We start from the raw sequence: 24576 nt of genomic DNA on the forward strand, positions 1-24576 counted from the left end.
GCATCCGTTTACTTCCGCGTAACGGAATTCAACTTTCTGTTGAAGGAGTCTTCACTCCCTCTCCCGCGCCGTCAAGGGCACACTGGACCACTGCACCCGCCACGCGGCCACCTCTGGACGTTTCCACAAAGCGGAATTACAATTCCAGTACGCAGAACGTAGCTACGTACAAGCGGGGAGTCAACCGACTGCCGGGTAGGCTTCTGCTCTTCCGCCAGTCCCGAAAGGAACGCGCCGTGCCGACGTCCAGCGCCAGCACCACCGACTCCGCCCGGTCCTCCGCCAACGGCGGGGTCCAGTCCCTGGAGCGCGCCTTCGACCTGCTCGAACGGATGGCGGACGCGGGCGGCGAGGTCGGCCTGAGCGAGCTGTCCGCGAGCAGCGGGCTGCCGCTGCCCACGATCCACCGCCTGATGCGCACGCTGGTGGCCTGCGGGTACGTACGGCAGCAGTCCAACCGCCGGTACGCGCTCGGCCCGCGCCTGATCCGTCTCGGCGAGTCCGCATCCCGCCTGCTGGGCACCTGGGCACGGCCCTATCTCGCCCGGCTGGTCGAGGAGACCGGCGAGACGGCGAACATGGCGCTGCTGGACGGGGACGAGATCGTCTACGTGGCGCAGGTGCCGTCGAAGCACTCGATGCGGATGTTCACGGAGGTCGGCCGGCGCGTGCTGCCGCATTCCACGGGCGTGGGCAAGGCCCTGCTCGCCGGTTTCCCGCCGGAGGAGGTGCGCGCCCTGCTGAACCGTACGGGCATGCCCGCCGCGACGGAGAAGACCATCACGACGCCCGACGGGTTCCTCGCGGCGCTGGAGGACGTACGCCGACAGGGCTACGCGATCGACGACAACGAGCAGGAGATCGGCGTCCGCTGCCTGGCGGTCTCGGTGCCCGACTCCCCCACGGCCGCGGCCATCTCCATCTCCGGCCCGGCGGGCCGGGTCACGGAGGCGGCGACGGAGAAGATCGTGCCGGTGCTCCAGCAGGTCGCGGGCGAACTGTCCGAGGCCCTGGCCACCCAGTCCCCCGCGTAGCGCCGACGCCCCTGTCCGGGCACCCGGACGGACACACGTCCAGCGCCGGACCGGACGGAAAACCACCCACCGCCGGAACGAACGGACACCCGTCCACCGCCGAACCGGAGGAACGGAGGCGTCTCACGCCAGGACCGGCGCCCTAGCTGTGCTGTTCGGACAGGTTGGTGACGCGGCTGGCTGGGGTGTGGCCGCCGATGCCGGTGTGGGGTCGGTGGTAGTTGTACCAGTCCAGCCAGTCGGGAAACGCCGCCTGGCGTTCGGCGTCTGAGGTGTAGGGCCGGTGGTAGGCCCATTCGTCGAGCAGGGTGCGGTGGAAGCGTTCGACCTTGCCGTTGGTCTGCGGACGCCAGGGCCGGGTGAAACGGGGGCTGACGCCCAGGTCGCGGCAGGCGTCGCGCCAGGTGTTCTTGGTGTAGGCCCAGGCGTTGTCGGTCAGGACGCGCTCGACGGTGACGCCGTGGGCGGCGAACCAGGCGGTTGCTCGTCGTAAGAAGGCCGCGCAGGTGGCGGCCTTCTCGTCGGGCAGGTCTTCGGTGTAGGCCAGGCGGGAGTGGTCGTCCAGGGCGGTATGCAGGTAGGCGTATCCGGTGCCGTTGCGGCGGTCCTGGTTGGCCCGGCCGGCCGCCCGGCCGAGGACCTTGTGGCCGCCGCCGTCGGGGATGCGGCCGAGCTTCTTGACGTCGATGTGGAGCAGTTCGCCGGGCCGGGAGCGCTCAAAGCGGCGGACGGGTTCACCGGTGGCCCGGTCGGTGGCGGCCAGAGCGGGCAGGTAGTGACGGCGCAGAATGCGGTGGGCGGTGGAGGCCGCGATGCCGCATCGGGCGGCCAGCCGTACCGGTCCGATGCGATGCTCGCGGAGCAGGCGCACGACCCGTTCCTCCAGGGTGTTTGGGGTGCGGCGGGGCTGGTGGTGTGGGCGGCTTGAGCGGTCCTGCATTCCGGCGGGCCCGTGCTTGCGGTATCGGGCTGCCCAGCGGGCTGCGGTGGTGTGGCTGACCTGGAAGCGTTCCGCGGCCCGCCGTAGCGGCCATCCGTCGTTGACGACACACCGGGCCAGACGCAGCCTGCCGGTCGCGGTCAGCGGGGCATTACGGTGGAACAACGAGGGCCTCCTGGGCGTCGGTGCAGACTTCGCAATCCACACCGAACCCAGAGGCCCTCGCCCCGTTCAAGGACCACTCACAGCGTGTCGCCTGTCACCAACGTCCCCGGACAACACACCTAGCCCCAGCCCTCCTAGCCCTGCCCCCGCACCGGCCCTCCGAAGAGGTCGACGGCGTGGCGGACCTCCGTCAGTTCCGGGGCGAGCGCGCTCACCGAGCCGATCGCGCCCGCGATCAGCAGGAGGGAGCGGCGCAGCCGCGGGATCTCCGGGGCGCCGTCGGCCGCCATCGCGTCCAGGGCGGCCAGTTCCTCCTCGGCGATGGTCCGGTCCGCGAACTCGCCGGGATGCGCGGCGAGCCGGCGGCGCAGCCGGGCGACGGCGGAGCGCAGCTCCGTCACGCGCGGATCCTCGCCGCCGCCGGTCACAGACCCCTGCCGCTTCTGCTCAACGCTCCGCAACACAGTCCTCCCCCTCGCACTCCGTCGTGCGCGTGCCCTTCCGACGCGAAGTCCCCCACACCGGGCGCCGGTCGGCCGCCCGGCCGGTCGGTGCGGGCGACAGTAAACGACGCGGGCCACCAGGCGCCAGTCCATTGCGTCATCGACTTGTTTCGCTGCGTGACTTTCCGGCCCGAGGTCGTGCGGTATGCAGGATCCATGACGACATGGGAGACGCGGAATAGGACGGGTGCGGTTGCCGGGGTGCTGCTGGCCGCCGGGGGCGGGCGGCGGCTCGGCGGACGCCCCAAGGCGCTGCTCACCCATCGGGGACGCCCCCTCGTGGAGCACGCGGTACGGGTGTTGCGCGAGGGCGGCTGCGAGCGGGTCCACGTCGTACTGGGCGCACGGGAGGACGAGGTCCGGGCCCGGGCCGTACTGCCGGGTTGCGTACTGGTCGCCAACCCGGACTGGGAACAGGGCATGGGGACGTCCCTGCGGGCCGGGCTGGACTCGCTCGCGGGCACGGGCGCGACGGCCGCCCTGGTCTCGCTCGTCGACCAGCCCGGCATCGGCCCGGAGGCGGTGACCCGGGTGCTCACCGCATTCGAGGACGAGAAGTCACTGGTGTCGGCCGCCTACGACGGGGTGCGCGGCCATCCGGTGCTGTTCGGCGCCGCCCACTGGACCGGTGTCGCGGCGACTGCGACCGGGGACCGGGGGGCACGCGCCTATCTGAAGGAGCGCGAGCCGGCGATCACGCTCGTCGAGTGCGGGGACGTGGCCCGGCCCTTCGACATCGACACCGAGGCCGACCTGGCCCACCTTGAGTGAGCGGGGTGGCACGGAGCGCCACCTTTCCTCGACCCGGAGAATCTCGACATCAACAGATGATTGAACTTCCACTATGAGGAAACTAGTATCCACTGTTCAGAAGCGCCCGAGGCCCCCGCGGGCGTTCGAACGCCGTATCCGGGAAGACTGGCACCCGGTGCCGAACCGCCGGCTCGTCTTCACAGCTCGCTGAAGGAAGTGACCGTTCATGTCCGCACCAGCGCCGTCCCCGCTGGCCATCGTCGACGCCGAACCCCTGCCCCGGCAGGAGGAGGTCCTCACCGAAGCGGCGCTCGCCTTCGTGGCCGAGCTGCACCGGCGGTTCACGCCCCGGCGTGACGAACTCCTCGCCCGCCGCGCCGAGCGCCGCGCCGAGATCGCCCGCACCTCAACCCTCGACTTCCTCCCGGAGACCGCCGCGATCCGCGCCGACGACTCCTGGAAGGTCGCCCCGTCCCCCGACGCCCTGAACGACCGGCGGGTGGAGATCACCGGCCCGACCGACCGCAAGATGACCATCAACGCCCTCAACTCGGGCGCGAAGGTGTGGCTCGCGGACTTCGAGGACGCTTCCGCGCCCACCTGGGAGAACGTGGTCCTCGGCCAGCTCAACCTGATCGACGCCTACACGCGGAACATCGACTTCACGGACCCGAAGTCGGGCAAGTCGTACGCCCTGAAGGCGAACGAGGAACTCGCCACGGTCGTCATGCGCCCGCGCGGCTGGCACCTGAACGAGCGTCACCTCGTCGACGCGGACGGCACCCCCGTGCCCGGCGCGCTCGTCGACTTCGGCCTGTACTTCTTCCACAACGCCAAGCGCCTGCTGGGCCTGGGCAAGGGCCCGTACTTCTACCTGCCCAAGACGGAGTCGCACCTGGAGGCCCGCCTCTGGAACGAGGTCTTCGTCTTCGCGCAGGACTACCTCGGCATCCCCCAGGGCACCGTGCGCGCCACCGTGCTGATCGAGACGATCACAGCCGCGTACGAGATGGAGGAGATCCTCTACGAGCTGCGCGACCACGCCTCCGGGCTGAACGCGGGCCGCTGGGACTACCTGTTCTCCATCGTCAAGAACTTCCGGGACGGCGGCGCCAGGTTCGTCCTGCCGGACCGCAACGCGGTGACGATGACGGCCCCGTTCATGCGCGCGTACACCGAACTCCTCGTCCGCACCTGCCACAAGCGCGGCGCGCATGCGATCGGCGGCATGGCGGCGTTCATTCCGTCCCGCCGGGACGCGGAGGTCAACAAGGTCGCCTTCGAGAAGGTCCGGGCCGACAAGGACCGCGAGGCGAACGACGGTTTCGACGGCTCCTGGGTCGCCCACCCCGACCTGGTGCCCATCGCCATGGAGTCCTTCGACAAGGTCCTCGGCTACAAGCCCAACCAGAAGGACCGGCTGCGCGAGGACGTCGACGTCAAGGCGGCCGACCTGATCGCGATCGACTCGCTGGACGCCAAGCCCACGTACGCGGGTCTGGTGAACGCCGTGCAGGTCGGCATCCGCTACATCGAGGCCTGGCTGCGCGGCCTCGGCGCGGTCGCGATCTTCAACCTGATGGAGGACGCCGCCACCGCCGAGATCTCCCGCTCCCAGATCTGGCAGTGGATCAACGCGGGCGTCGTCCTCGACAACGGCGAGCAGGTCACCGCCGACCTGGCCCGCAAGGTCGCCGCCGAGGAACTGGCGAACATCAAGGCCGAGATCGGCGAGGAGGCCTTCGCGGCCGGCAACTGGCAGCAGGCGCACGACCTGCTGCTGACGGTCGCCCTCGACGAGGACTACGCCGACTTCCTGACGCTGCCGGCGTACGAGCGACTCAAGGGCTGACCACTCAGTCCGCGGACGGCTCGGCGGACGGCTTGTCCGAGTGGCCCAGGGGTTTCCCCGGGGCCACTCGGTCGCGTACGGCCCGCTTCACGGCCGTCGGTTCCGGGAAGCCCTGCTCTCGGCGGTCCCAGACGACCTCGTCGCCGACGCGGACGACGAACACCCCGCCCGTGCCGGGCTTCAGCGCCAGCTCCGTCAGCTCGGACTCGAAGGTCGTCAGCAGCTCCTGCGCCAGCCAGGCCGCGCGGGGCAGCCAGCGGCACTGGGTGCAGTACTCGATCTCGACACGGCCACTCATCCGAGGTGCACCGACCAATCCTGTTCGGCCGCGGGCTTGCCGTGCAGGTCGGGGACCTGCCGGAGCCACGCGGGGCGTCCTTGCCGGCTGCGCGCCGCCCGGCGCGCCTCCTCGGCGGCGAGCTCCTCGCGGCCGGGGAAGTCGGTGGGCAGCCAGGCCCCGGAGGCCCGCACACGCGCGTGGAGGTACGCCACGTACGCCTCGCGTGCCTCCTGCAGGCCGGTGAAGCCCGGCTCGTCCGCGAGCCAGGCGTCCGGGACCTCCGCGAGGATCCGGCGCAGCAGATCCTCGGTCACCCGGGGAGCGAGCTCGGCGTCGGCGGCCCGCACGTCGGGCCCGTAGTGGCCGAGGGCGTGGTGCCGGAAGTCGTAGGCCTTGGCGGGGTCGGTGCCGTCCCAGCGGTGGTGGAAGACGAGCGCGGCACCGTGGTCGATCAGCCACAGGCGCGGGGGCGCGACGCCCAGGGTGGGCCAGACCATCAGGTTGGAGCTGTGCACCGTGCGGTCCACGTTCACGGTCAGGGCGTCGAGCCAGACGATCCGCCCCGCCTCCAGGGGATCGACGGGGAAGACCTGCGCGATCTCCGGCGTGAAGTCCCGGGCGCCCGGGAGGTAGTCCATGCCGAGGTTCACGCCCGCGCTGGCCGCGTGCAGGTCCCGCACCTCCTGATGCGGCTCGTCCCCGGCTATCACCGGGTCGAAGTGCACCAGCACCAGCTCGGGGAAGCGCAGACCGAGGGCGCGGGCCAGCTCCCCCACGATCACCTCGGCGACCAGCGCCTTGCGGCCCTGCGCGGAGCCGGTGAACTTCACGACGTACGTGCCCAGGTCGTCGGCCTCGACGATGCCGGGCACGGAGCCGCCGGACGTCAGGGGTGCCACGTAGCGGGTCGCCGTGACCTCTCTCAGCATGCCCTCAGGTCACCTGCCCCTTACTCCGTCCGGCCTCCGGCATGAAGTGAGCATAGTAACCGAGGGTGATCGCTGGGGAGGAGTGTCCGAGCCACCGCGCCACGGTCACGACGGACTCTCTGGGACCACCTCGCTGCAGCGCCCCAAACCATGGCAAATCGGCATACCGGTTGAAGGAGGGCTGGATATCAGATCATCCTTGCCGCCATGAGTCTCGTCTCCACCTCCTTCGATGTGCCCGCGCTGGGCGACTACGCCTGTGACTGGGCCTTGGTCGATGTGGAGACGTCGGGTCTCATAGCCCGGCGAGATCGCGTGCTGTCCGTCGCGGTGATCACGATCGGCCCGGACGGCGAGCAGACCGGGGAGTTCTCGACACTGCTCAATCCGGGGTGTGATCCGGGACCGGTGGAGGTGCACGGGCTGACCGTCGAGCGACTGCGGGGTGCGCCGACGTTCGACCAGGTCGCCGGGCGGATCGGGGCGATGCTCCAGGACCGGGTCCTGGTCGCCCACAACGCCCAGTTCGACTACGACTTCCTGGCCTACGAGTTCGCCCGTGCGCGGATGTGGCTGCCGGTGTCGCAGCGGCTGTGCACCCTGGCTCTGAATCGCCAGGTGGATCCGCCGACGGACGACATGAAGCTCGGCACCCTCGCCGCCCATTACGGCGTCCCCCAGCAGCGTGCGCACGATGCGCTGGACGACACCCGTGTGCTGGCCGGGATCCTGCGGGCATCGCTGCGCGAGGCAGCGCGGCTCGATCTGCCCTTACCGCTGGTGACCTGCCCGCCCCGGGCGGAGTCGCAGTTCACGCCGAATCCACCGAAGACACCCTGCGCCTACCGCAATCCGGGACGGCTGACTCCCGGCGGGCCCCTCCAGCAGGGGATGAAGGTCGCGATCACCGGTGAGACCGCCCATGCCCGGGCGGAACTGGTCGGGCGGGCGGTCGCCGCCGGGCTGAACATGATGACGTCCGTCAGCCGGCACACCAGCGTGCTGGTCACCAATGAACCGGCGTCCGGTTCGGCAAAGGCCCGACGCGCGGTTGCCGAGGGCGTGCCGGTTATCGACGAGCACGCCTTCCTGCGGCTGTTGGCCGACGTACGGCCGGGGACAGCACATGAGGCGACAGCCGCCACTGTCGCGCCGGAGGCCGAGCCGGAAGCAGAACCAGTCGTCGGACCCGTGGAGTTGGCGCCCGTCACGACCTCTGTGGCACCCGTCCCGGAAGCCCCAGCCCTCCCCACGGCCGCCCCCGGTGTGCCAGTACCCGCTCCGCGCCAACCGGTTTCCTGCGTCGGCACCTTGGACAAGCCGCTGGCCGGGCGTCGCGTGCTGGTGCTCGGTGGTGTACATGCCGATGCCGCTGCGGCTCGCACCCGTATCGTCGAGCTGGGCGGGTCCGCGGCGATCAACCTGTCCGCCAGTGTCACCGACGTCGTACTCCTGGAGGGAGGGCAGGGCGACCGGCGCATGAGCCGCATCACAGCCCTCGAACTCCCCGTGCGCGACCTCCACTGGCTCACCGCTCCGACCGCCACCGCCCCGGCCGCGCCCCGGACTCAGGAGCCGCACGTGATGCCGAGAGGCGGTGTCATCGACCTGCCCATGCCGCACGGCAGCCCCGCGCCGGAGTGGTACGTCACCGCCGGCTGGGCCCCGCAGACCGACTACGAAATCGACGTCGTCGCCTTCCTCCTCGACGAGGACGAACAGGTCACCTTCGACGAGGACTTCATCTTCTACGGCGCTCCCGAGAGCCCCGCCGGAACCGTGCGACTGCTCACCGGCGGCCCCGCCGAACAGACCATCGCCCTCAACCTGGCCTCCCTGCCGCCCGCGACGCGCAAGGTCGTCGTCGCTGCCGCCATCGACGGCACCGCCACCTTCGGGACGGTCGGTGCGATCCAGATCGGTGCCGCCCCCGGCAGCAGTGGGGCACCGCTCGCCCGGGCCACCCTGGACGCCGCCACCACCGAACGCACCATGCTGCTCGCGGAGATCTACCGCAGAGGCCCGGCGTGGCGCCTACGCGCCGTCGGCCAGGGCTACGACCACGGTCTCGACGCCCTCGCACGCGGATACGGGGTCGACATCGCCGGCTGAACGACGTGCCGCAGAAGGTCAGCCCGCCCCGCCGTCGAGCAGCCAGTTGTAGCGCAGCCGCAGCGCCCGCTCCGTGCTGGCCGCCACAGTTACGAGCCCGACCACGACGTTGCCCCATGCCGACAGATCGATGGGCGAGGTGAAGGTCCCGACGTACTGGGCGACGCCCTCCGGCGACCGGGTGACCTGTTCGGCGAGCTGAAGGATCAGGAGAACCAGGCCGATGACGAGCACGACCGACGAGAGGAAACCCATCCAGCGGCTCAGTGCGGGGTGCGCGCGGTCGAGGCGCGCGCGGCGCCCTTCGGCGGAGGCGGGGTCCGGGATGAGCTGGTGCTCGGCCCCCTCGGCGGTGACGTAGTGGCAGCGCTTGAGCCCGAAGGCGCTCGTCCTCACTTCGATGGTGCCGCCCTGAACGGGGAAGGCGGCAGGCACTTTGGACTCGGCGTGATGCCTGCCATCGAGGTACAGGTGGGCCTTGACGTAGCCCTCCGACTGATTCTGATGCTTGACGTCGACGGCGTAGTCCGTCTGCCGGCCGTCGTCGTTCATCAGCCGAAGATGGAAGAGTGCGCGGGTAAGCATCTGCCACCAGCGGAAACGCTTCAACGGTCGCCCGTCCCCGGGCTTGACCCGCTGCACAGCCCGACGATGCCGCCACTCCTTGAGCATGCCTCTCCTCCTGTTACTTGCTGGGTTCCGCTGCGCAGGCGAGGTCCTGTGACGGGCGCTTCCCGGTGGTCAGGAACGCGGTCACCGCGTCGTTCGCGCACGTGTTGGGCCCGAACGGGTAGACACCGTGCCCGCCCTGGTCGGCCGTCACCATCGTGGCCCGCTTCCCGAACGCCCGCCGCAGCTCTTGGGCGCCGACCAGCGGCGTCCCCGGGTCGCGTTCGTTCTGCGCCATGAGTACGTTCGACGGGCCCCGGTCACCGATGCGCACCGGCGGCTCGACCCGCTCGTCCGGCCAGAACGCGCACGGTCCGATGCTGGCCGTGGACCCGCCCAGCATCGGGTATTTCAGCCGGTCGACCGCGACGTTGCGCTGATACTCCCGGACCGTCTCCGGCCAGCGTGTATCGCCGCATATCACCGAAAAGCGCGCGGACATGAAGTTCTCCATGTTCGGAAACGACGGGGTCGTCGGCGGCGGCTGGTCCGTGTCGAGGGCCTGCCAGGTCTTGGCCACCAGGGGCATGTCCGCATCGCTGTAGAGGCGGTCGAACGTCACCCCGCGGAACGACGTCGCGTCGAAGCCCTGGACCGGTTCCGCCTCCAGCCGCTCCGCGAGATCGAAGAACTTCGCCCTCACCTGCTCCGGCGTGGTGCCCAGACCGTACTCGGGGTGCGCGGCCGCGTACGCCGCGAAGTCCGGGAACCGGTCCTCCATTCCACGGGCGAGCAACCGCATGGCCGTGACGTCGTAACCGCCGGGGCCCAGGTTGCTGTCGAGCACGACCCGGTCGCTGCGCTTCGGGAACATCGTCGTGTACACCGCGCCGAGGTAGCTGCCGTAGGAGGCACCGAGGTACGAGAGCTTCGGCTCGCCCAGCGCCGCCCGGATCCGGTCCATGTCGCGCGCGGTGTTCGCGGTGGTGGTGTGCGGCAGCATCCACGCCGTCCGTGAGGTGGCGCACTGCTCGGCGATGGCCCGCGCGTTCGGCGCCTCGCGCGCGACATCGGCCGCGGTGTGTGCGTACGGCGGGACGTTGCCGCGTGCCTGCTGCTCCGGCGTCAGATCACAGGTCACCGGCGTGCTGCGGCCGACGCCACGCGGGTCGAAGCCGATCAGGTCGTAGGAGTCCAGCACCTCCTGCGGCAGCCCGACTGCGGCGAGGACGGCCGGGTAGCCGAGTCCCGTGATGCCGGGGCCGCCCGGACTGGTCAGCAGGACGCCGCGGCGCTGCGAGGGTTCCTTGCTCGCCAGCCGGGAGATCGCGATCTCGATCTGCCGGCCGTCCGGATCCCGGTAGTCCAAGGGGACTTCGAGCGTCGAGCACTCCAGACGGGGCAAGGCGGCCTTCTCTGAGGCGGTCTTCTCTGAGGCGGCCTTCTCCTGGCACGGGCCCCATCGCACGGTGTCCGGCGTTGGCGTCGCCGCCACCGGCACTCCCGGAATCGTGGTCGCCGCCACCGCGGTGGCGGCGACGGCGAGGGACAAAGCTCGGTGCATCTGATGTCCTCCTGAGGGGTGCATGGGGGTGCATGGGGACGCATGGGGACGCATGGGGGCGCCGAAACGGGCGTGCTTGGGGCGGCCCCGCCGGGCACCGCTGGGGCGGGCAGGGCTGTGATCACCATCCCGACCGCCTCGATGAGTCTGTCCGTGCGGCGCCGCCGGCACATCGGCCCGGCGGCTCGCATCACCTTCGACCAGAGTCGAGACGGTGATTCGACTCTGGTCCAAGGGCACATCAGCCCCAGGTCTGACTCACCGGCCGTACGGTGTCGCGACAATGGCCAGGTGAATACAGACGTCGCGCCACGGCTCGGGGGGTGGCAGCAGACCGGGCGGCTGGCGGCGGCCGCGGCACTGGGCGTACCGGTCTGGCTCTCCACCGGTGTGCTGCTGCACCAGCAGGGGGCCGAAGCGGGCTCCTGGTTCCTCATCGGTGATCCGCTGGTGGCTCTCGGCTGCCTGACGGTGCTGCTGTGGAGACGGCGGTTCCCGCTCGCCGCCGCCATGACGGTCGCGATCGCCTCCACCGTGTCGGGACTCGCCACCGGCGCCGCGCTTCTGGCGCTGGCCTCGATCTCCACCCGTCGCCGTCCGGTGGAGATCGGGGTCGTCGGGCTGGCCTACGTGACCGCGTCACAGATCGCCGTCGGGCTCTATCCGGTCCAGATGCCGCCCGGCTCGTTGTGGTTCCAGCTCGCGTTCCCGGCACTGACCGCGGGCATCGCGGTGGCCGTGGGCATGGCCATCGGCGCGCGGCGTGCCGAAGTGCGGTCCTTGCGAGACCGGGCGGAGAGCGCGGAGCGGGAACAGACCGCACGAGCGGCGCAGGCACGGGCCTTGGAACGGAACCGGATCGCCCGCGAGATGCACGACGTGCTCGCGCACCGGATCTCCCTTGTCGCCATGCAGGCCGGAGTGCTGAACCACCGCAGCGACCTCGCAGCAGAGGAAAACCGCGTGCTGGTCCGTGGCATCGCCGATGGCTCCCACCAGGCCTTGGAAGAACTACGGGATGTCCTCGGTGTGCTCCGGGCCGACCCGGGCCGCCCGGAACCACCCCAGCCTTCCCTCAACTGCATCCCCGACCTGGTGGCCGACGCCCGCACATCCGGACTGGACGTCACGCTCACCACCACCGTGACGGGAAGACCGTCCGACGTCGTCGGACGCACCTGCTACCGGATCGTCCAGGAAGGACTCACCAACGCCGCCAAACACGCCCCAGGCGCACACGTACACATCACCCTCGAAGGAAAAGCCGGCGACAAACTCAACGTCAGCGTCCGCAACTCCCCGGCGACCACAAGGAACGCACAACCACCGGCATCGGGATTCGGTCTGCTCGGCCTCATCGAACGAATCAACCTCGCCGGCGGAGAACTCAACCACCACCCCACACCCGACAACGGATACCTCGTCACCGCACAACTACCCTGGCCGGACCCCACCCACGAAAAGAGAACCTGAGTGGACAGCGAGCAGGAGCCGTTGCGCGTCGTCATCGTCGACGACGAACAGCTGGTGCGCATGGCGCTGCGGCTCGTCATCGACGGCGAACCGGACCTGACCGTGGTCGCGGAGGCGGCCGACGGGGACGCCGCGATCACCGTGGTGGACGAGCAGCGGCCGGACGTCGTACTGATGGACGTACGCATGCCCGGCCGTGACGGTCTCAGCGCGACCCGGGAACTCCTCACCCGGCCGGCACCGCCGCGGGTGCTCATGCTGACCACATTCGACTCCGATGATCTGGTGCTCGGCGCACTGCGCGCCGGAGCCCTCGGCTTCGTCCTCAAAGACACCCAACCGCCGCAGATTCTCGACGCGGTGCGGACCGTCGCGGACGGCAACCCCGTGCTGTCTCCAGCGGCCACGGCACGGGTGATCGCCGCAGCCACCGGCCCGCAGTCCGCTCACGCTCGCAGCTCATCCCGCGAAGCCGCACGGAAACAGCTGTCCACACTGACCGAACGAGAACTCGAAACCGCTCGGGCCATCGCGGACGGACTGGGCAACCCGGAGATCGCCCAGCGGCTGCGCATCAGCATCGCGACCGTCAAGGCACACACAGGCAACCTGTTCGCCAAGCTGGCGGTCGAGAACCGGGTACAGATCGCACTCCTGGTCCGCGACGCGGAGGAATGACCAGCCTGCAGCCGGCACGAGCCAGGCGGCGCGCTCGCCGGACTCCATGTGCCACATCGAACTACGTCAAGGGCGGGGCAGGCCGAGAAGGACGGGCAGGTCGGCGATGTCGGTGATCCGCTTGTAGTCGAGCCAGTGCTCGTCGTGCTCGAAGCCGCGGTCCATGTACACCTTGTTCTTGATGCCTATGGTGGCCGCGGTGCGGAGGTCGTACTTCGGGCTCGCAGAGACCCACACGATCTCGTCGGGTGCCACGCCGAGCTTGTCCAGCGTGTACTCGAACGCACGGAGCCGTGGCTTGTAGACGCCCATCTCCTCGGCGGTGATCACGACCTCGAACGGGGCCTGGAGGTTCTCCACGAGGCGCTTCGCATGCACGTCGTCGGAGTTCGTCACGATCACCAGCGGGTACTCCTCGGCCAGGCGCCGCAGCGCCTCGCTGACACCGGGGTACGGGCCCCACGTGGGGATCTCCTCGTACACCGCCTGACCGTCGCCCTCGCGGTACTCCAGGCCGAATCTGCGCATGGTCCGCTCCAGCGAGTGGGCGACGACCTGGTGGAACGGCTGGTACGCGCCCAGGCACTCGTCGATCCGGTACTGGTTGCCGGTCTTCAGGAAGTCGTCGGCGATCTCGGCCGGGAGCCGGTCGCCCAGGACCCGGCGGATCACCTCGTTGATGCGGAAGTGGATCAGCGTCCCGTTCATGTCGAACGCGACGAACTTCGGCTTGCTCTCGAATCTCACGGTTCCTCCAGTGATCGGTCACGGGCGCAGCCACCCGGCTGTCGATGGTCGACCATACGGCCAGGGACTGTAAACAGCAAACTGTTGACAGTTATCAAAGCTGGTCCTAGTGTCGCTCTCCCCGGCTGCCTCGTGTGGGGCGCCTGGACGCACAGGAGGACCAGTGGAAACCAGCACGCCATCCGGTTCGGCTTCGGAGCGCCTAGAGTCCCTCGGCTTCACGCTTCCTCGTGTCGGCAGTGACACGACGTATGTGAACCACCGCTCGGCCGGCTCCAGCGTGCACGTGTCGGGGCAACTGCCGTACAAGAACGGTGTGCTGCTGGGGCAGGGCATCGTCGGCCGGGACGTCGAGACGGAGACGGCGCGGGGCCTGGCGCGTCAAGCGGTGGTGAACTGCCTTGCCACCGCCGCGGACGCGGTGGGCGGCCTGGACCGGGTCCGGATCGTGCAGATGCTGGTCTTCGTCGCCAGTACGCCGGAGTTCGGTGAACAGTCACGGGTCGCCGACGCGGCGAGTGACCTGCTCGTCGAGGTGCTCGGCGAGAACGGGCGGCACGCCCGTACCGCGATCGGTGTCGCCGGACTGCCGCGCAACAGTCCTGTCGAGATCCAGATGGTCTGCACGACGGGAGCGACTCGTTCGTCCGAGGACGGCGGGACGCGCGCCTTCTCTTCCCTTTCCCACCCTTGATCTCAGGAGCGCAGCGTGCACCGGCTTCAACGAGCACTCGACGCACTGGTCGAGCGCGTGGACACACCCGCTCCCATCGTGCTGATCGACGTCATGCAGCGGAACATCGACCGGATGCAGGGATTCGCCGCCCAGCACGACGTGCGGGTCAGGCCTCACGTCAAGACGCACAAGTGCGTGGAGATCGGGAGGCTCCAGATCGAGGCGGGGGCCGTCGGGATCACCGCGGGCACCATCGGTGAGGCGAAGGTCTTCGCCGACGCGGGCTTCGACGACATCTTCCTCGCCTATCCGGTCTGGCCTGCGGGAACCAAGGGTGAGCGGATCCGCTCGCTCGCCGCGACCACCCGGCTGCGGGTGGGGGCCGACAACGTCGCGGCCATCGAGGCCCTCGCCGACGCGATGGGCGACGAGCCGGAACGGCTCGAGATCGTGGTCGAGGTCGACTGCGGAGCCGGCCGGTCGGGTGCGCCGCCCGAGGCCGCGGGGGATCTCGCCCTCGCCGCCCGGAAGCGTGGGCTGGTACCCGTGGGCGTCTACACCTACCCGGGTCACGGAAGCTCCGGCCCGGCCGCTCGCGCGCTCGCCGCGCGGGACCAGGAGATCGCACTGGCCACCGCTGTGCGCAGCTTCGCCGGCGTCGGGGTGAGCGCCGAGGTGGTGAGTGCGGGCTCCACGCCCACGGTCGCGTTCTCCACCAGCAGCCTGATCACCGAGATCCGTCCGGGCGAGTACGTCTTCTGCGACATGGACAACACCCGGCTCGGCGCCTGTGACGAGGACCAGATCGCGTTGTTCGTCGCGGCCACGGTCGTCAGCGACCGGGTTCCGGGCCAGGTCATCCTCGACGTCGGCACCAAGGCCCTCGGCCGGGACGGCGACCCGCAGCGCGGGTACGGCCAGATCGCCGGCACGAAGGCCGTGCTGTCCAAGCTCAACGAGTACCACGGCTTTCTCGCCGTGCCCCCCGGGGAGCAGCGGCCCGGCGTCGGAACCGTGCTCCCGGTGGTGCCCAACCACGTGTGCCCGGTCGTGAACAACTTCGAAGACCTGCTCGTGACCGACTCGCAGGGCACGATGCCGCGGAGGTGGCCGGTCGCGGCCCGGGGGCTCCTCAGCTGAGCGGCCTCACAGCACTGCCCTCCCCCCTTGTTGCCCGACACAGAAAAGAGTGACTGAGGATGAGACTCGACAAGCTCACGGCGCTGGTGACCGGAGCCGGCAGCGGAATCGGGGAGGCGGTGAGCTCCCGCTTCCGCGGCGAGGGCGCACGGCTGCTCCTCACCGGCCGCAGGGAACAACTGGACACCGCCCGGCCCGACGACCTGTACGTCCCCGGTGACCTCAACGACGAGGCGTTCGTCGCGAGCCTGGCCCAGCGGGCCGCCGACACCGTCGGAACCGTCGACGTCGTCGTCCTCAACCACGGCCTGCAGGTCAGCGGCCCGCTCACCGACATGGCGTACGAGGACGCGAAGAACGTGCTCCACAGCAACCTGCTCAGCGCGTTCCTGGTGATGAAGCACTTCGCGCCGCTCATGCCCGAAGCGGGCGGCTCGTTCGTCTGTGTCGGCTCACGGCTCGGCATGGTGGGCAAGCCCGACGAAGTGCTGTACTCGGCCGCCAAGGGAGGCCTCATCATGCTGGCCAAGGGCGCGGCCATCGAATGGGCTCCGCGCAACATCCGGGTCAATGTCGTCGCTCCGGGCCTGACCGTCACACCCGTCATCGAGGCGTCGTTCCAGCGCCGGGCCGACCCCGAGGCCTACCGACGTCAGCGCGAGGCCCAGATACCGCTCCAGCGCCTCGCCACCCCGGAGGAGATCGCAAACGCGGTCCTGTTCCTCGCCTCGCCCGAGTCGTCCTACGTCACCGGAGCGGTCCTCCCCGTGGACGGCGGCTACACCGCCTTCTGACAACACCTGCTTCGGCAGCGGTGCTGATCATCGAATCGTTGCCCGGTGACCTGTCGACTTACCCGGACGCTGGCCATCTGGCCTCCGCAGCGGAGCTGGTGCCAGCTCCGAGGGACTCGGGGCGTCGCACCGGCAACCTGACTTCTACTCCAAGAAGCGGGGCCGTTATCGCGCTCGCCCGCTGGCGCACCAGTGTCCTGTGGGCCCTCCTGCGCGACAACCGAGCCTTCGCACCTCTCGCGCCGACCAGGCCATGAGGGTCTGGAAGACGGCTACTCGAACGCATATTTGAGTCAGGTTCAATCCTGATCAAGCCAGAGGGGATCACGTGGATGTTGTGAACTCCCTGTGTCCGGTAGCCCTGTTGAGGTCAGGTCGTGTGGCGTGCCCTTGCTCGGGGCCGGCGCCCACGACGGAGGGTTCGGGGAAGTGAGGACGCCCGAGCCCGAGATCGGCAGGGGTGAGGGTGCAGGACTGGCCGGTGGCCTCGGTCTCGGCCAGCAGGCGTACCGCCCGGGCCGGGTCCTCGCCGACGGCCTGGGCGATACGCTCAGCGGCCGCCGCCATGGCGGCCGGTTCTTTCATCCACCGTTTGCCGCCGTCCAGGTGCCGCACTGGCTTCCTGCAGTACGGAGGAACGATGGGTTCGGCCCGCCAGCGTTCCAGGACGAGCCGGACACCGAGGTACTCGTCGACCGCCTCTCCGATGCCTGGGCGCTGGAAGACACGGTGCGCACCAACTTCGAACTGGGCCGCTTGCTGGGGGCTATTCAGTCTCCGGGGTACCTGAACAATCCCCACCTTCATCGCCCGTCCGATGACCCGCACGCCAACGTTCTCATTGACCTGAGCGATTACTGATGTAGGGCTCGGCGCGCTCGCACAGGGGATGACCGGCACGCCTTGCAGCCGTTGCGGCGGGCATCTCAGTCAGCTGCCGGATCACGAGCCGGGCCGCACGGACTCTCTCAGTCGCAGAAGCAACGCCCCGACGGCGTAGGACAGTTGGGCGCTACGCGGGTGGGCACCTCGTGCCAGTTCGTCGAGGTCCGACCAGAACCGCCTCCGGCGCTGCGACGGTGTCCCGACGGCTGGCCGTACGGCCAACTCGACCAGGCGACGCGAGACGGCGGTCACCCGGGACACACCCTGCGCACGAGCAGCGGCCGCCTCACGTGCCAGGTCGCGGGTGATGCTGCGTATGATCCCGTGAATATGGGAACGGGCGACCGAATAGAGGTCATACTCCCTTTCGGTGTAGATGCTGATGTACGCCGCTCCATCACTATGGCCGCCCGAGCTCCTGCGGGCACGCGAGTGGGCCTTGCCCCGCCGCTTCTGCCCCCGTCGAAAATCGGAGCGCAGGCTCCGGGCTGTGTCGCGGACTTCGGCGAGGGCAAGGAAACGGGCATCGCCGGAGGCCACCCCGTAGGCCCGCGCGAGGTCGCGCGCCAGACCACGGGCACGCGAATTGAGCTGCTGGGGCCCTGCCGCGTCCAAGTACCGGACGAACGCGTCAACCAGTGCCCGGGAACGTGCGCCCTCGTCCATGATCAGCTCCTCGACCTCCGGATGCTCATTGCAGCACAGCGGGCCGGGAGGGAGTCCCGCGTAGAACCGGTGGGCCAGGGATACGCCGCCACGGCCGGGACCGCGTTGTGAAACTGATTGTCCCGAGCGTGGAGCCGGGCGTTGGCCTGCGGGGCGGCTCGAGTCGCAGAGACCGCAGAGAACCCGAGAATGGAGCCCCGCCGGACACGGCGTAGTGAGGGCCACCAGTTGTCGCGGCCACGGGCCGGCAGCAGGACGCGCACGGGGGCGCTGGTGTGGCGAGAGGCGAGGACTCGAGGACCTGGTCGACCTGATCGCGGCGGGTCTCCGCGTAGTCGACGGCGAGGAAACCGCCGGTCCATCCGCGGGCCGTGGGGTTGCCGGGCCGGGGCCCGGTGACGTCGGTGGGGCGGCTTGTACGGCACCACGCTTCGAGGGCGTCGAGCTGGGCCGTCATGCCGGCCAGCGGCAGGACGTCGGACTGCGCGTTGAGCAGGTAGGACGTGGACAACTTGGGGTCGGGGACGTCGTCGAGCAGGAGTCTCAGGTCGGCTGGCTGCAGCTGGGGAGTCATGCCAGTCATGGCGGTGACGGTGTCGGCGAGGTCTCGTCGGAGACCGGGTCCACGACGTGAAGCACCACGGCGGTTCCGACCAGGCCCGCCCGTCCACGGCAGAAGACTGGCTGTTCTGACGGCCGGGAATTGCTCGGAGTGAGGCGACGGCTGCGGTCGACTTTGCTCTCGCATACGATAGTCCCTGTATAGGGCAAAGAGGCAGTCATGGCTGAGAAACCGATCAAACCGTCCGTATCGGATGTGACCTCCTCAGGACCCGAGAAGGCCAGCGTCGGAATTCACGGCATCACCGAATCCGCGCGGTATTCCATGGCCGAAATGGGGCCGAAGCGGAGTCTGCAGACGCTGTTGAAGGTGAACCACGTCGACGGCTTCGACTGTCCGAGCTGTGCGTGGGGCGACCCCGATCCCGACCACCGGAAGATCGCGGAGTTCTGTGAGAACGGCGCGAAGGCCGTCGCCTGGGAGGCCACACGCAAACGCGTCGACGCGGCGTTCTTCGCCGAGCACTCCGTCGCTGACCTGCGGGAGCGGGACGGTCACTGGCTGGAGTCGCAGGGCCGGCTGGCCCAGCCGATGCACCTCGCCCCCGGCGCGACGCACTACGCGCCCATCTCGTGGGAGAACGCGCTCGCGCTCACCGCCGATCGCCTGCTCGGCCTCGCCGATCCGAACCGTGCCGTCTTCTACACCAGCGGCCGGACGAGCAACGAGGCCGCCTTCCTCTACCAGTTGCTGGCGCGCAGGCTCGGCACGAACAATCTGCCCGACTGCTCGAACATGTGCCACGAGTCGAGCGGCGAGGCCCTGAGCGCGACCATCGGCGTCGGAAAAGGTCTCATCACGATCTCCGACATCACCGATTACGCGGACTTGATCATCATCGTGGGCCAGAACCCCGGCACCTGCCACCCCCGCATGCTCAGCGCGCTCGAACAGGCCAAGCGGCGCGGCGCCCGCATCATCGCAGCCAACCCGCTCCCCGAAGCCGGGTTCGGCCGCTATCACAACCCACAGACCGCGCGCGGCCTGGTCGGCCCGGGCACGCAGCTCGCCGACCGCTGGCTCCCGGTGCGCATCAACGGCGATCTGGCCCTTTTCGCGGGCCTGAACCGCACCCTGGTCGACCGGGAGGACTCCCAGCCGGGCTCCGTGCTCGACCACCACTTCATCGACCGGTACTGCGACGGCTTCGAAGCGGCCGCAACGGCATGGCGTGCCCTGGACTGGTCGCAGATCGAGACGATGGCCGGCCTGCCCCGCCGCCTGATCGAGGACTGCGCGGCCGACGTGCTCGCCGCGGACAGCGTCATCGTCTGCTGGGCGATGGGCCTCACCCAGCACCGCAACGCCGTGGCAACCATCCGCGAGATCGTCAACTTTCTCCTGTTGCGCGGCAATATCGGGCGCCCTGGTGCCGGGCCCGCCCCGATCCGCGGGCACAGCAACGTCCAGGGCGACCGCAGCATGGGGATCTGGGAGAGGATGCCGCAACCGTTCCTGGACAGGCTCCGCGACGAGTTCGGGTTCGACCCGCCCCGTGCCCACGGCCTGGACACCGTCGGCTCGATCAAGGCCATGCGCGACGGTGAGGTCGACGTGTTCATGGGCCTCGGCGGCAACTTCGCCGCGGCCACGCCGGACACGCAGGTCACGGAGACCGCGCTGGCCAACTGCGCCCTCACCGTCCACGTCGCGACCAAGCTGAACCGGTCCCATCTGTGCCACGGCACCGAGGCGTTGCTGCTGCCCTGCCTCGGCCGCACCGAGCGCGACCGGCAGGCCTCCGGTGAGCAGTTCGTGACGGTCGAGGACACGATGGCCATGGTGCACTCGTCGCACGGACGGCTCCTTCCGGGATCACCGCACCTGCGCAGCGAGGTCGCGATCGTCGCCGACCTCGGGCACGCTCTCTTCGGCGACGACCTCGGCTGGCGCGGCATGCGCGACGACTACGCCGTGATCCGCCGCCACATCGAGCACGTCTGCCCCGGATTCCACGCATACGAGGAGCGCGTCCGGCAGCCCGGCGGCTTCATGCTCCCCCGGGCACCGCGCGACTCCCGCACCTTCCCCACGTCGACCGGCAAGGCGCAGTTCACGGTCAACCCACCGACCGCGCCCGAAGTTCCGCCGGGACACCTGCTGCTGACGACGGTACGGTCGCACGACCAGTTCAACACCACCGTCTACGGCCTCGACGACCGTTACCGCGGCATCAAGGGAGGACGGCGGGTCGTCTTCCTCAACCGGAAGGACCTCCGCGACCTCCACCTCCACGACGGCGACCTGGTCGATCTGATCAGCGTCAACCCGGACGGTGAACGCCGCGCCCCAGGCTTCCGCGCCGTCCGCTATCCGACGCCGCGCGGCTGCGCCGCCGCCTACTACCCGGAGACGAACGTGCTGGTCTCCCTGGACTCCACGGCCGAGACCAGTAACACGCCGGTGACCAAATCCATCGTGATCCGCATCGAACCCTCCGACGGGGGAGCTTCGGTGTGACGGTCAGGTCAGAGGCGGGACTCACCCTGCTGTGAGGTCGGGTCCTCGGTCCCGGCGGCCGCGAGCGCCTTGTTGCGGCGGACCGATGAGAGGAACGAGGCCGCGATCAGGAACACCCCGACCAGGCCGGTGATGATCTCGCTGATCTGGTGCCGGATGGTGATCAGCAGGATCACGGCCAACGCGCCGATCGCGTAGTGGGCGCCGTGCCCCAGGTAGACGTAGTCGTCGAGGGTGCCCTGACGGACCAGGTAGACCGTGAGCGAGCGGACGTACATGGCGCCGATGCCAAGGCCGAGGGCCATCCAGAAGATGTGATTGGTGAGGCGAAGGCGCCGATCACGCCGTCGAAGGAGAAGGACGCGTCGAGGACCTCCAGGTGGAGGAAGAGGAAGAACGCCGCCTTGTCGGCGAGGGCGACCGCCGGGACCTGCCTGCCCTCTGCTTGACCGCTCGCTACACCGGTCACAACCAGTCGGGGGCACCATCGCCGCCGTCCAGCTCCGACCCGACCACGACGACCGTATAGCCCAGGCTCACGAACTCCCGCAGCTTCGGCGTGCGCACCGTCATCCGCCAGATCAGCCGGTTGGGGCCGGCGCGAGGGTCCACCCGGATGCAGCAGAACAGCTTGGACTGCTCCAATTACCTGTTGAACTACGCCCGGACCCGGGGCGGACCCGGGCCGCGATCCTCCCGCGCGCTCTGACCGGAATGGAGGATTCCGAGGGCGCCGGCGTTGTCGGCCCCCGGTGCTAGCGTCGCCATCCATGGCGAACCGTTCATACCTCTACTCTGCGGACTCGATGCCGAACGAGGCGGAGATCCCCAAGCGGATCCGATGCATATCCGAGCACAACTGGGACATCCCGCTCGCGCACCTGCTCCCGGTGCGCGCGGGCTCCCCGCATTCCTACTTCGCAGGCGGCGCCTGCTCGGCCTCGCCGCCCCGGCCGGCGAGGGTTACCACCGAGTCGTCGAAGTGCTTCTTCAGCGCTGCCAGGGCGCCCGCGCTGTCGCCGTCGCGGATCAGCTCGCTGATGTGGCGGTGAGTGACCTCGCCCGGGTTGGGGGCCTTCGGATCGTGCCGGGCGCCCTCCGCGGTGAGGGCGCCCATGCACAGGCGGGTCTCGGAGATCAGCGTGCTGAACATGCGCTGGAGTCGCTGGCTGCCGGAGGCGGCGACCAAGATGGTGTGGAACTCCAGGTCGTACTTCTCCGCCGTTTGCCAGTCGCCGGCCGCCTCGGCGGCGGCCTCCGCCCTGACGTTCCTGTCCAGTTCCTTGTACGTCTCCTCCGCCTTGCCGGAGGCGATGATGGACTGGACCGCGGCGGACTCCAGGGCCGTACGAGCCAGGTAGATGTCGGTGATGTCTTCCTTGGTGAGGACCGGGACGGAGACCCTCCGGTGCGGCTCGCCGCGGAGCAGCCCCTCCTGGATCAGCCGCTGCAGCGCCTCACGGATCGGCCCACGGCTGACCCCGAAGCTCTTGGCCAGCTCCACCTCGCTCAGCTGTGTGCCGGCGGCGAGGGTGCCGTCGATGATGTCCTCCCGGAGGCGTTCGAGCACCATCGAGGCGAACGTCTCGCGAGGCAGGCGGACGGGCCGTGCAGGCTCTTCACTCACAGGGCTTCCCTCTCGTCGGTCACGGTCCGCTGCGCAGCGCCCTGAACGCTGCGCGCTTGCGTCCGCTCTTCTTCACATCCAGGCCCTGTCCGATCATGGTAATGCCGGGGATGGGGTCCTTATGCGATGAGGTCCTTGAACTTGTAGTAGGCACCTGCGAAGGGCAGGAACCACGGCGGGCCGAAGTGGCCGGGTATCCGCGGGAAGGACAGGTCGCGCCAGGGGTTGGCGTCCGTCGTCCCGTCCATGTACTGCGCCATCTGCTTGCCCATGTACGTGGCCATCTGGACGCCGTGGCCGGAGTAGCCGACCGAGTAGAACAGCCCGTCCTGCTCGCCGGCGTGCACCATCCGGTCCATGGTCATGTCGACGAGGCCGCCCCAGCAGTAGTCGACGCGGGTGCGCGAGAGCTGCGGGAAGACCTCGGTCATCGCCTTGTGCAGGATGCGGCCGCTCTTCGCGTCCGACTGCGGGCCGGACATGGCGAACCGGGCGCGGCCGCCGAACAGCAACCGCTGGTCCGGGGTGATCCGGAAGTAGTTCAGGAGGTTCATGGACGTCGACGCCATCCGCCGGGTCGGCATGATCTGGTCGCAGAGGTCCTGGCCCAGCGGCTCGGTCACGATGATGAAGCTGCCGACGGGTGCGATCCTCCGCTGCAGCCAGCGGAACGGACGGCCGGTGTAGCCGCTGGTCGCGACGAGGACCTGGTCGGCCCGGACGGTCCCGCGCGCGGTGACCACCTCGTGCTGGGTGCCGCCCAGCCGTCGGACCTGCTCGACCGGTGCCTGCTCGTGGATCTGAGCGCCCGCCCGGGCCGCGGCCTCGCCCAGGCCACGGGTGTACTTGCCGACGTGCAGTCCGGCGCTCTTGGTGTCGACCATCGCGCCGTGGTAGAGGTCGGAGCCGATCTCCGAGTGGATCTCGCTCCTGGGTACCAGGCGGGTCTTGTCGAGCCCGATCCGGTCGGACAGCTCGTGGGTCTTGCGCAGGCCCTCGAAGTGAGCCGGCTTGGAGGCCAGGACCAGCTTGCCCGAACGGGCGAAGTCGCAGTCGATGCTCTCGTCGGTGACCAGCTTCTCGATGGTGTCGACCGCGTCGTGGTAGGTCTCGAGGTACCGGCGCGCGGTCTCGAAACCGTAGCGGGCGATCGCGTCGCGGGTGCCGATCGACAGCCCCGTGGTGGCCATGCCGCCGTTGCGGCCCGACGCACCGAAGGCCACGGTGTCCTTCTCCAGGACCGCGACCTTCGCTCCCTTGCGGGCGAGATGGAGGGCCGCGGAGAGCCCGGTCAGGCCTGCCCCGACCACCGCCACGTCGACGTGCCCGCTCACCTCGGTCCCGGAACGGTCAGGCCCTTGCGGGGCGGTGTCCAGCCAGTAGGAGACGTCGGCCGGCCTGAATCTCAGGTCGCTCATCGATGGGTCCCTTCTCGGGGGTTGTTCGACACGACCGTAGATGGCACTCTGTCAGCTGTCAACAGTTAGCAGAAGGGGGGTTAGGGTGACCTTTCTTGATGTGCCGGAGGCTGATCACGACGGCGGCATGCACCCCTTGACTCCCCCAAGTCCCGGTGTCATTCTCTTGCCACTTTTAGCGCGACGTTTCCCGAAATAGCGCTGAACGCGGTCCGAAGTCCCCCTCCGGACAGTGATCGCCGTCCCTCGGGTTCGAGGTCACACCAACACCGCCGGGCGATCTCCCCGGATACACACGGGCTCACCGTCACCCCCGGCACGGGGCCCGTCGCCCTTGCGCAGCCGCAGGGCATCCCTCTCAGCCCATCCCCGCTCAGTCAGTCCCACGCGTCCCTAGACGAGGAGTTTTGCCATGAGTGATCCCCAGATCGGCCGGAGAGCGCTCCTGCGCGGAGTCGGCGGCCTGGCCGCCCTCACCGCCGTGCCCTCCCTCGCGGCTTGCGGCACCGGCACCAGCCGGACCTCGTCCGGCAGCGCCAAGGGCGGCGGCAAGTCGGTGGTCGTCCGCGACAGCGGCGGTTCCTACGGTGCGGCGCTTCAGAAGGCGATCTACACGCCGTTCACGCAGGAGACCGGCATCCAGGTCAAG

Annotated in this window: 22 protein-coding genes and 3 pseudogenes; 13 read left to right on the forward strand and 12 right to left on the reverse strand. The window is 69.4% G+C overall.

The features are described 5' to 3' along the window. Window positions 1–236 precede the first annotated feature (236 nt). Window positions 237–1034, forward strand: a complete 798-nt coding sequence (locus tag ACZ3I3_RS39800) for an IclR family transcriptional regulator (protein ID WP_086564176.1) — start codon at window positions 237–239, stop codon at window positions 1032–1034. Window positions 1035–1176: 142 nt separating this feature from the next. On the opposite strand, the gene ACZ3I3_RS39805 is transcribed toward ACZ3I3_RS39800, so the two are convergent. Together ACZ3I3_RS39805 and ACZ3I3_RS39810 are read right to left on the reverse strand one after the other, a co-directional pair. Beyond that, window positions 1177–2139, reverse strand: a complete 963-nt coding sequence (locus tag ACZ3I3_RS39805) for an IS481 family transposase (protein ID WP_467372687.1) — start codon at window positions 2137–2139, stop codon at window positions 1177–1179. A gap of 134 nt (window positions 2140–2273) precedes the next feature. After that, window positions 2274–2567, reverse strand: coding sequence for a DUF5955 family protein (locus ACZ3I3_RS39810; RefSeq protein WP_467372709.1), 294 nt, complete (start codon window positions 2565–2567; stop codon window positions 2274–2276). A gap of 231 nt (window positions 2568–2798) precedes the next feature. On the opposite strand from ACZ3I3_RS39810, the gene ACZ3I3_RS39815 reads away from it, so the two are divergent. Both ACZ3I3_RS39815 and aceB read left to right on the forward strand, forming a co-directional pair. Continuing rightward, a complete protein-coding gene (locus ACZ3I3_RS39815) occupies window positions 2799–3413 on the forward strand; it encodes a nucleotidyltransferase family protein (RefSeq protein ID WP_467372688.1) in 615 nt (204 codons plus the stop codon). A 208-nt stretch (window positions 3414–3621) separates the two neighbouring features. Further along, window positions 3622–5247: a malate synthase A gene (gene aceB, locus ACZ3I3_RS39820; protein WP_467372689.1), complete on the forward strand. Its 1626-nt coding sequence runs from the start codon at window positions 3622–3624 to the stop codon at window positions 5245–5247. A gap of 4 nt (window positions 5248–5251) precedes the next feature. On the opposite strand, the gene ACZ3I3_RS39825 is transcribed toward aceB, so the two are convergent. Together ACZ3I3_RS39825 and ACZ3I3_RS39830 are read right to left on the reverse strand one after the other, a co-directional pair. Continuing rightward, window positions 5252–5545: an Rdx family protein gene (locus ACZ3I3_RS39825; protein ID WP_020271934.1), complete on the reverse strand. Its 294-nt coding sequence runs from the start codon at window positions 5543–5545 to the stop codon at window positions 5252–5254. After that, entirely contained in the window at window positions 5542–6456 is a 915-nt protein-coding gene (locus ACZ3I3_RS39830; protein ID WP_467372691.1) for a HipA family kinase, read from the reverse strand. Before ACZ3I3_RS39830 ends, ACZ3I3_RS39825 begins: the two co-directional genes overlap by 4 nt. Before the next feature lie 207 nt (window positions 6457–6663). Here ACZ3I3_RS39830 and ACZ3I3_RS39835 point away from each other — a divergent pair, with 207 nt between their 5' ends. Beyond that, complete coding sequence (locus ACZ3I3_RS39835) at window positions 6664–8568, forward strand: TerD family protein (RefSeq protein ID WP_467372692.1); 1905 nt, start codon at window positions 6664–6666, stop codon at window positions 8566–8568. Window positions 8569–8586: 18 nt separating this feature from the next. Here ACZ3I3_RS39835 and ACZ3I3_RS39840 read toward each other — a convergent pair whose 3' ends face one another. Both ACZ3I3_RS39840 and ACZ3I3_RS39845 read right to left on the reverse strand, forming a co-directional pair. After that, complete coding sequence (locus ACZ3I3_RS39840) at window positions 8587–9240, reverse strand: hypothetical protein (protein WP_467372693.1); 654 nt, start codon at window positions 9238–9240, stop codon at window positions 8587–8589. Between the two features lie 13 nt (window positions 9241–9253). Then, on the reverse strand, window positions 9254–10741 hold the full coding sequence (locus ACZ3I3_RS39845) for an alpha/beta hydrolase (protein ID WP_467372694.1): 1488 nt from the start codon (window positions 10739–10741) through the stop codon (window positions 9254–9256). A gap of 291 nt (window positions 10742–11032) precedes the next feature. Here ACZ3I3_RS39845 and ACZ3I3_RS39850 point away from each other — a divergent pair, with 291 nt between their 5' ends. Together ACZ3I3_RS39850 and ACZ3I3_RS39855 are read left to right on the forward strand one after the other, a co-directional pair. Continuing rightward, on the forward strand, window positions 11033–12214 hold the full coding sequence (locus ACZ3I3_RS39850; RefSeq protein ID WP_467372710.1) for a sensor histidine kinase: 1182 nt from the start codon (window positions 11033–11035) through the stop codon (window positions 12212–12214). Further along, the gene (locus ACZ3I3_RS39855) at window positions 12215–12892 is read left to right on the forward strand and encodes a response regulator (protein ID WP_467372696.1); all 678 of its coding nucleotides are present in this window, start codon (window positions 12215–12217) and stop codon (window positions 12890–12892) included. Window positions 12893–12958: 66 nt separating this feature from the next. Here the strand turns inward: ACZ3I3_RS39855 and ACZ3I3_RS39860 are convergent, their stop codons facing one another. Continuing rightward, window positions 12959–13639: a haloacid dehalogenase type II gene (locus ACZ3I3_RS39860; RefSeq protein ID WP_467372698.1), complete on the reverse strand. Its 681-nt coding sequence runs from the start codon at window positions 13637–13639 to the stop codon at window positions 12959–12961. A gap of 163 nt (window positions 13640–13802) precedes the next feature. Here ACZ3I3_RS39860 and ACZ3I3_RS39865 point away from each other — a divergent pair, with 163 nt between their 5' ends. The 5 genes and pseudogenes from ACZ3I3_RS39865 to ACZ3I3_RS39885 all read left to right on the forward strand — a co-directional run bounded on the left by ACZ3I3_RS39865 (window position 13803) and on the right by ACZ3I3_RS39885 (window position 17110). Next, on the forward strand, window positions 13803–14333 hold the full coding sequence (locus ACZ3I3_RS39865; RefSeq protein ID WP_467372699.1) for a RidA family protein: 531 nt from the start codon (window positions 13803–13805) through the stop codon (window positions 14331–14333). A 15-nt stretch (window positions 14334–14348) separates the two neighbouring features. Continuing rightward, complete coding sequence (locus tag ACZ3I3_RS39870; protein WP_467372700.1) at window positions 14349–15455, forward strand: alanine racemase; 1107 nt, start codon at window positions 14349–14351, stop codon at window positions 15453–15455. A gap of 59 nt (window positions 15456–15514) precedes the next feature. Beyond that, window positions 15515–16249 carry an SDR family NAD(P)-dependent oxidoreductase gene (locus tag ACZ3I3_RS39875; protein ID WP_467372701.1) on the forward strand — a complete coding sequence of 245 codons (735 nt, stop codon included), beginning with the start codon at window positions 15515–15517 and terminating at the stop codon, window positions 16247–16249. 44 nt (window positions 16250–16293) lie between these two features. Then, a pseudogene (locus ACZ3I3_RS39880) lies at window positions 16294–16506 on the forward strand (IS110 family transposase); the annotation flags it as partial. 172 nt (window positions 16507–16678) lie between these two features. Then, window positions 16679–17110 (forward strand): hypothetical protein, encoded by a 432-nt coding sequence (locus ACZ3I3_RS39885; RefSeq protein ID WP_467372702.1) that lies wholly within the window; start codon window positions 16679–16681, stop codon window positions 17108–17110. Between the two features lie 81 nt (window positions 17111–17191). On the opposite strand, the gene ACZ3I3_RS39890 is transcribed toward ACZ3I3_RS39885, so the two are convergent. Further along, on the reverse strand, window positions 17192–17800 hold the full coding sequence (locus tag ACZ3I3_RS39890) for a hypothetical protein (protein ID WP_467372704.1): 609 nt from the start codon (window positions 17798–17800) through the stop codon (window positions 17192–17194). 781 nt (window positions 17801–18581) lie between these two features. Between ACZ3I3_RS39890 and ACZ3I3_RS39895 the strand changes: the two genes are divergently transcribed. After that, entirely contained in the window at window positions 18582–20882 is a 2301-nt protein-coding gene (locus ACZ3I3_RS39895; RefSeq protein ID WP_467372705.1) for an FdhF/YdeP family oxidoreductase, read from the forward strand. An 8-nt stretch (window positions 20883–20890) separates the two neighbouring features. On the opposite strand, the pseudogene ACZ3I3_RS39900 reads toward ACZ3I3_RS39895, so the two are convergent. From ACZ3I3_RS39900 to ACZ3I3_RS39915, 4 genes and pseudogenes are all read right to left on the reverse strand, one after another. After that, window positions 20891–21321, reverse strand: a pseudogene (locus tag ACZ3I3_RS39900) (DUF475 domain-containing protein); the annotation flags it as partial. A 26-nt stretch (window positions 21322–21347) separates the two neighbouring features. Then, window positions 21348–21527 (reverse strand): hypothetical protein, encoded by a 180-nt coding sequence (locus ACZ3I3_RS39905; protein WP_467372706.1) that lies wholly within the window; start codon window positions 21525–21527, stop codon window positions 21348–21350. Window positions 21528–21795: 268 nt separating this feature from the next. Next, window positions 21796–22509, reverse strand: coding sequence for a GntR family transcriptional regulator (locus tag ACZ3I3_RS39910; protein ID WP_467372707.1), 714 nt, complete (start codon window positions 22507–22509; stop codon window positions 21796–21798). Between the two features lie 119 nt (window positions 22510–22628). Then, complete coding sequence (locus tag ACZ3I3_RS39915; RefSeq protein ID WP_467372708.1) at window positions 22629–23927, reverse strand: NAD(P)/FAD-dependent oxidoreductase; 1299 nt, start codon at window positions 23925–23927, stop codon at window positions 22629–22631. A 412-nt stretch (window positions 23928–24339) separates the two neighbouring features. Here ACZ3I3_RS39915 and ACZ3I3_RS39920 point away from each other — a divergent pair. Next, window positions 24340–24576 (forward strand): annotated as a pseudogene (locus ACZ3I3_RS39920) (ABC transporter substrate-binding protein); the annotation flags it as partial.

This window comes from Streptomyces sp. NPDC016851, from assembly GCF_055562795.1.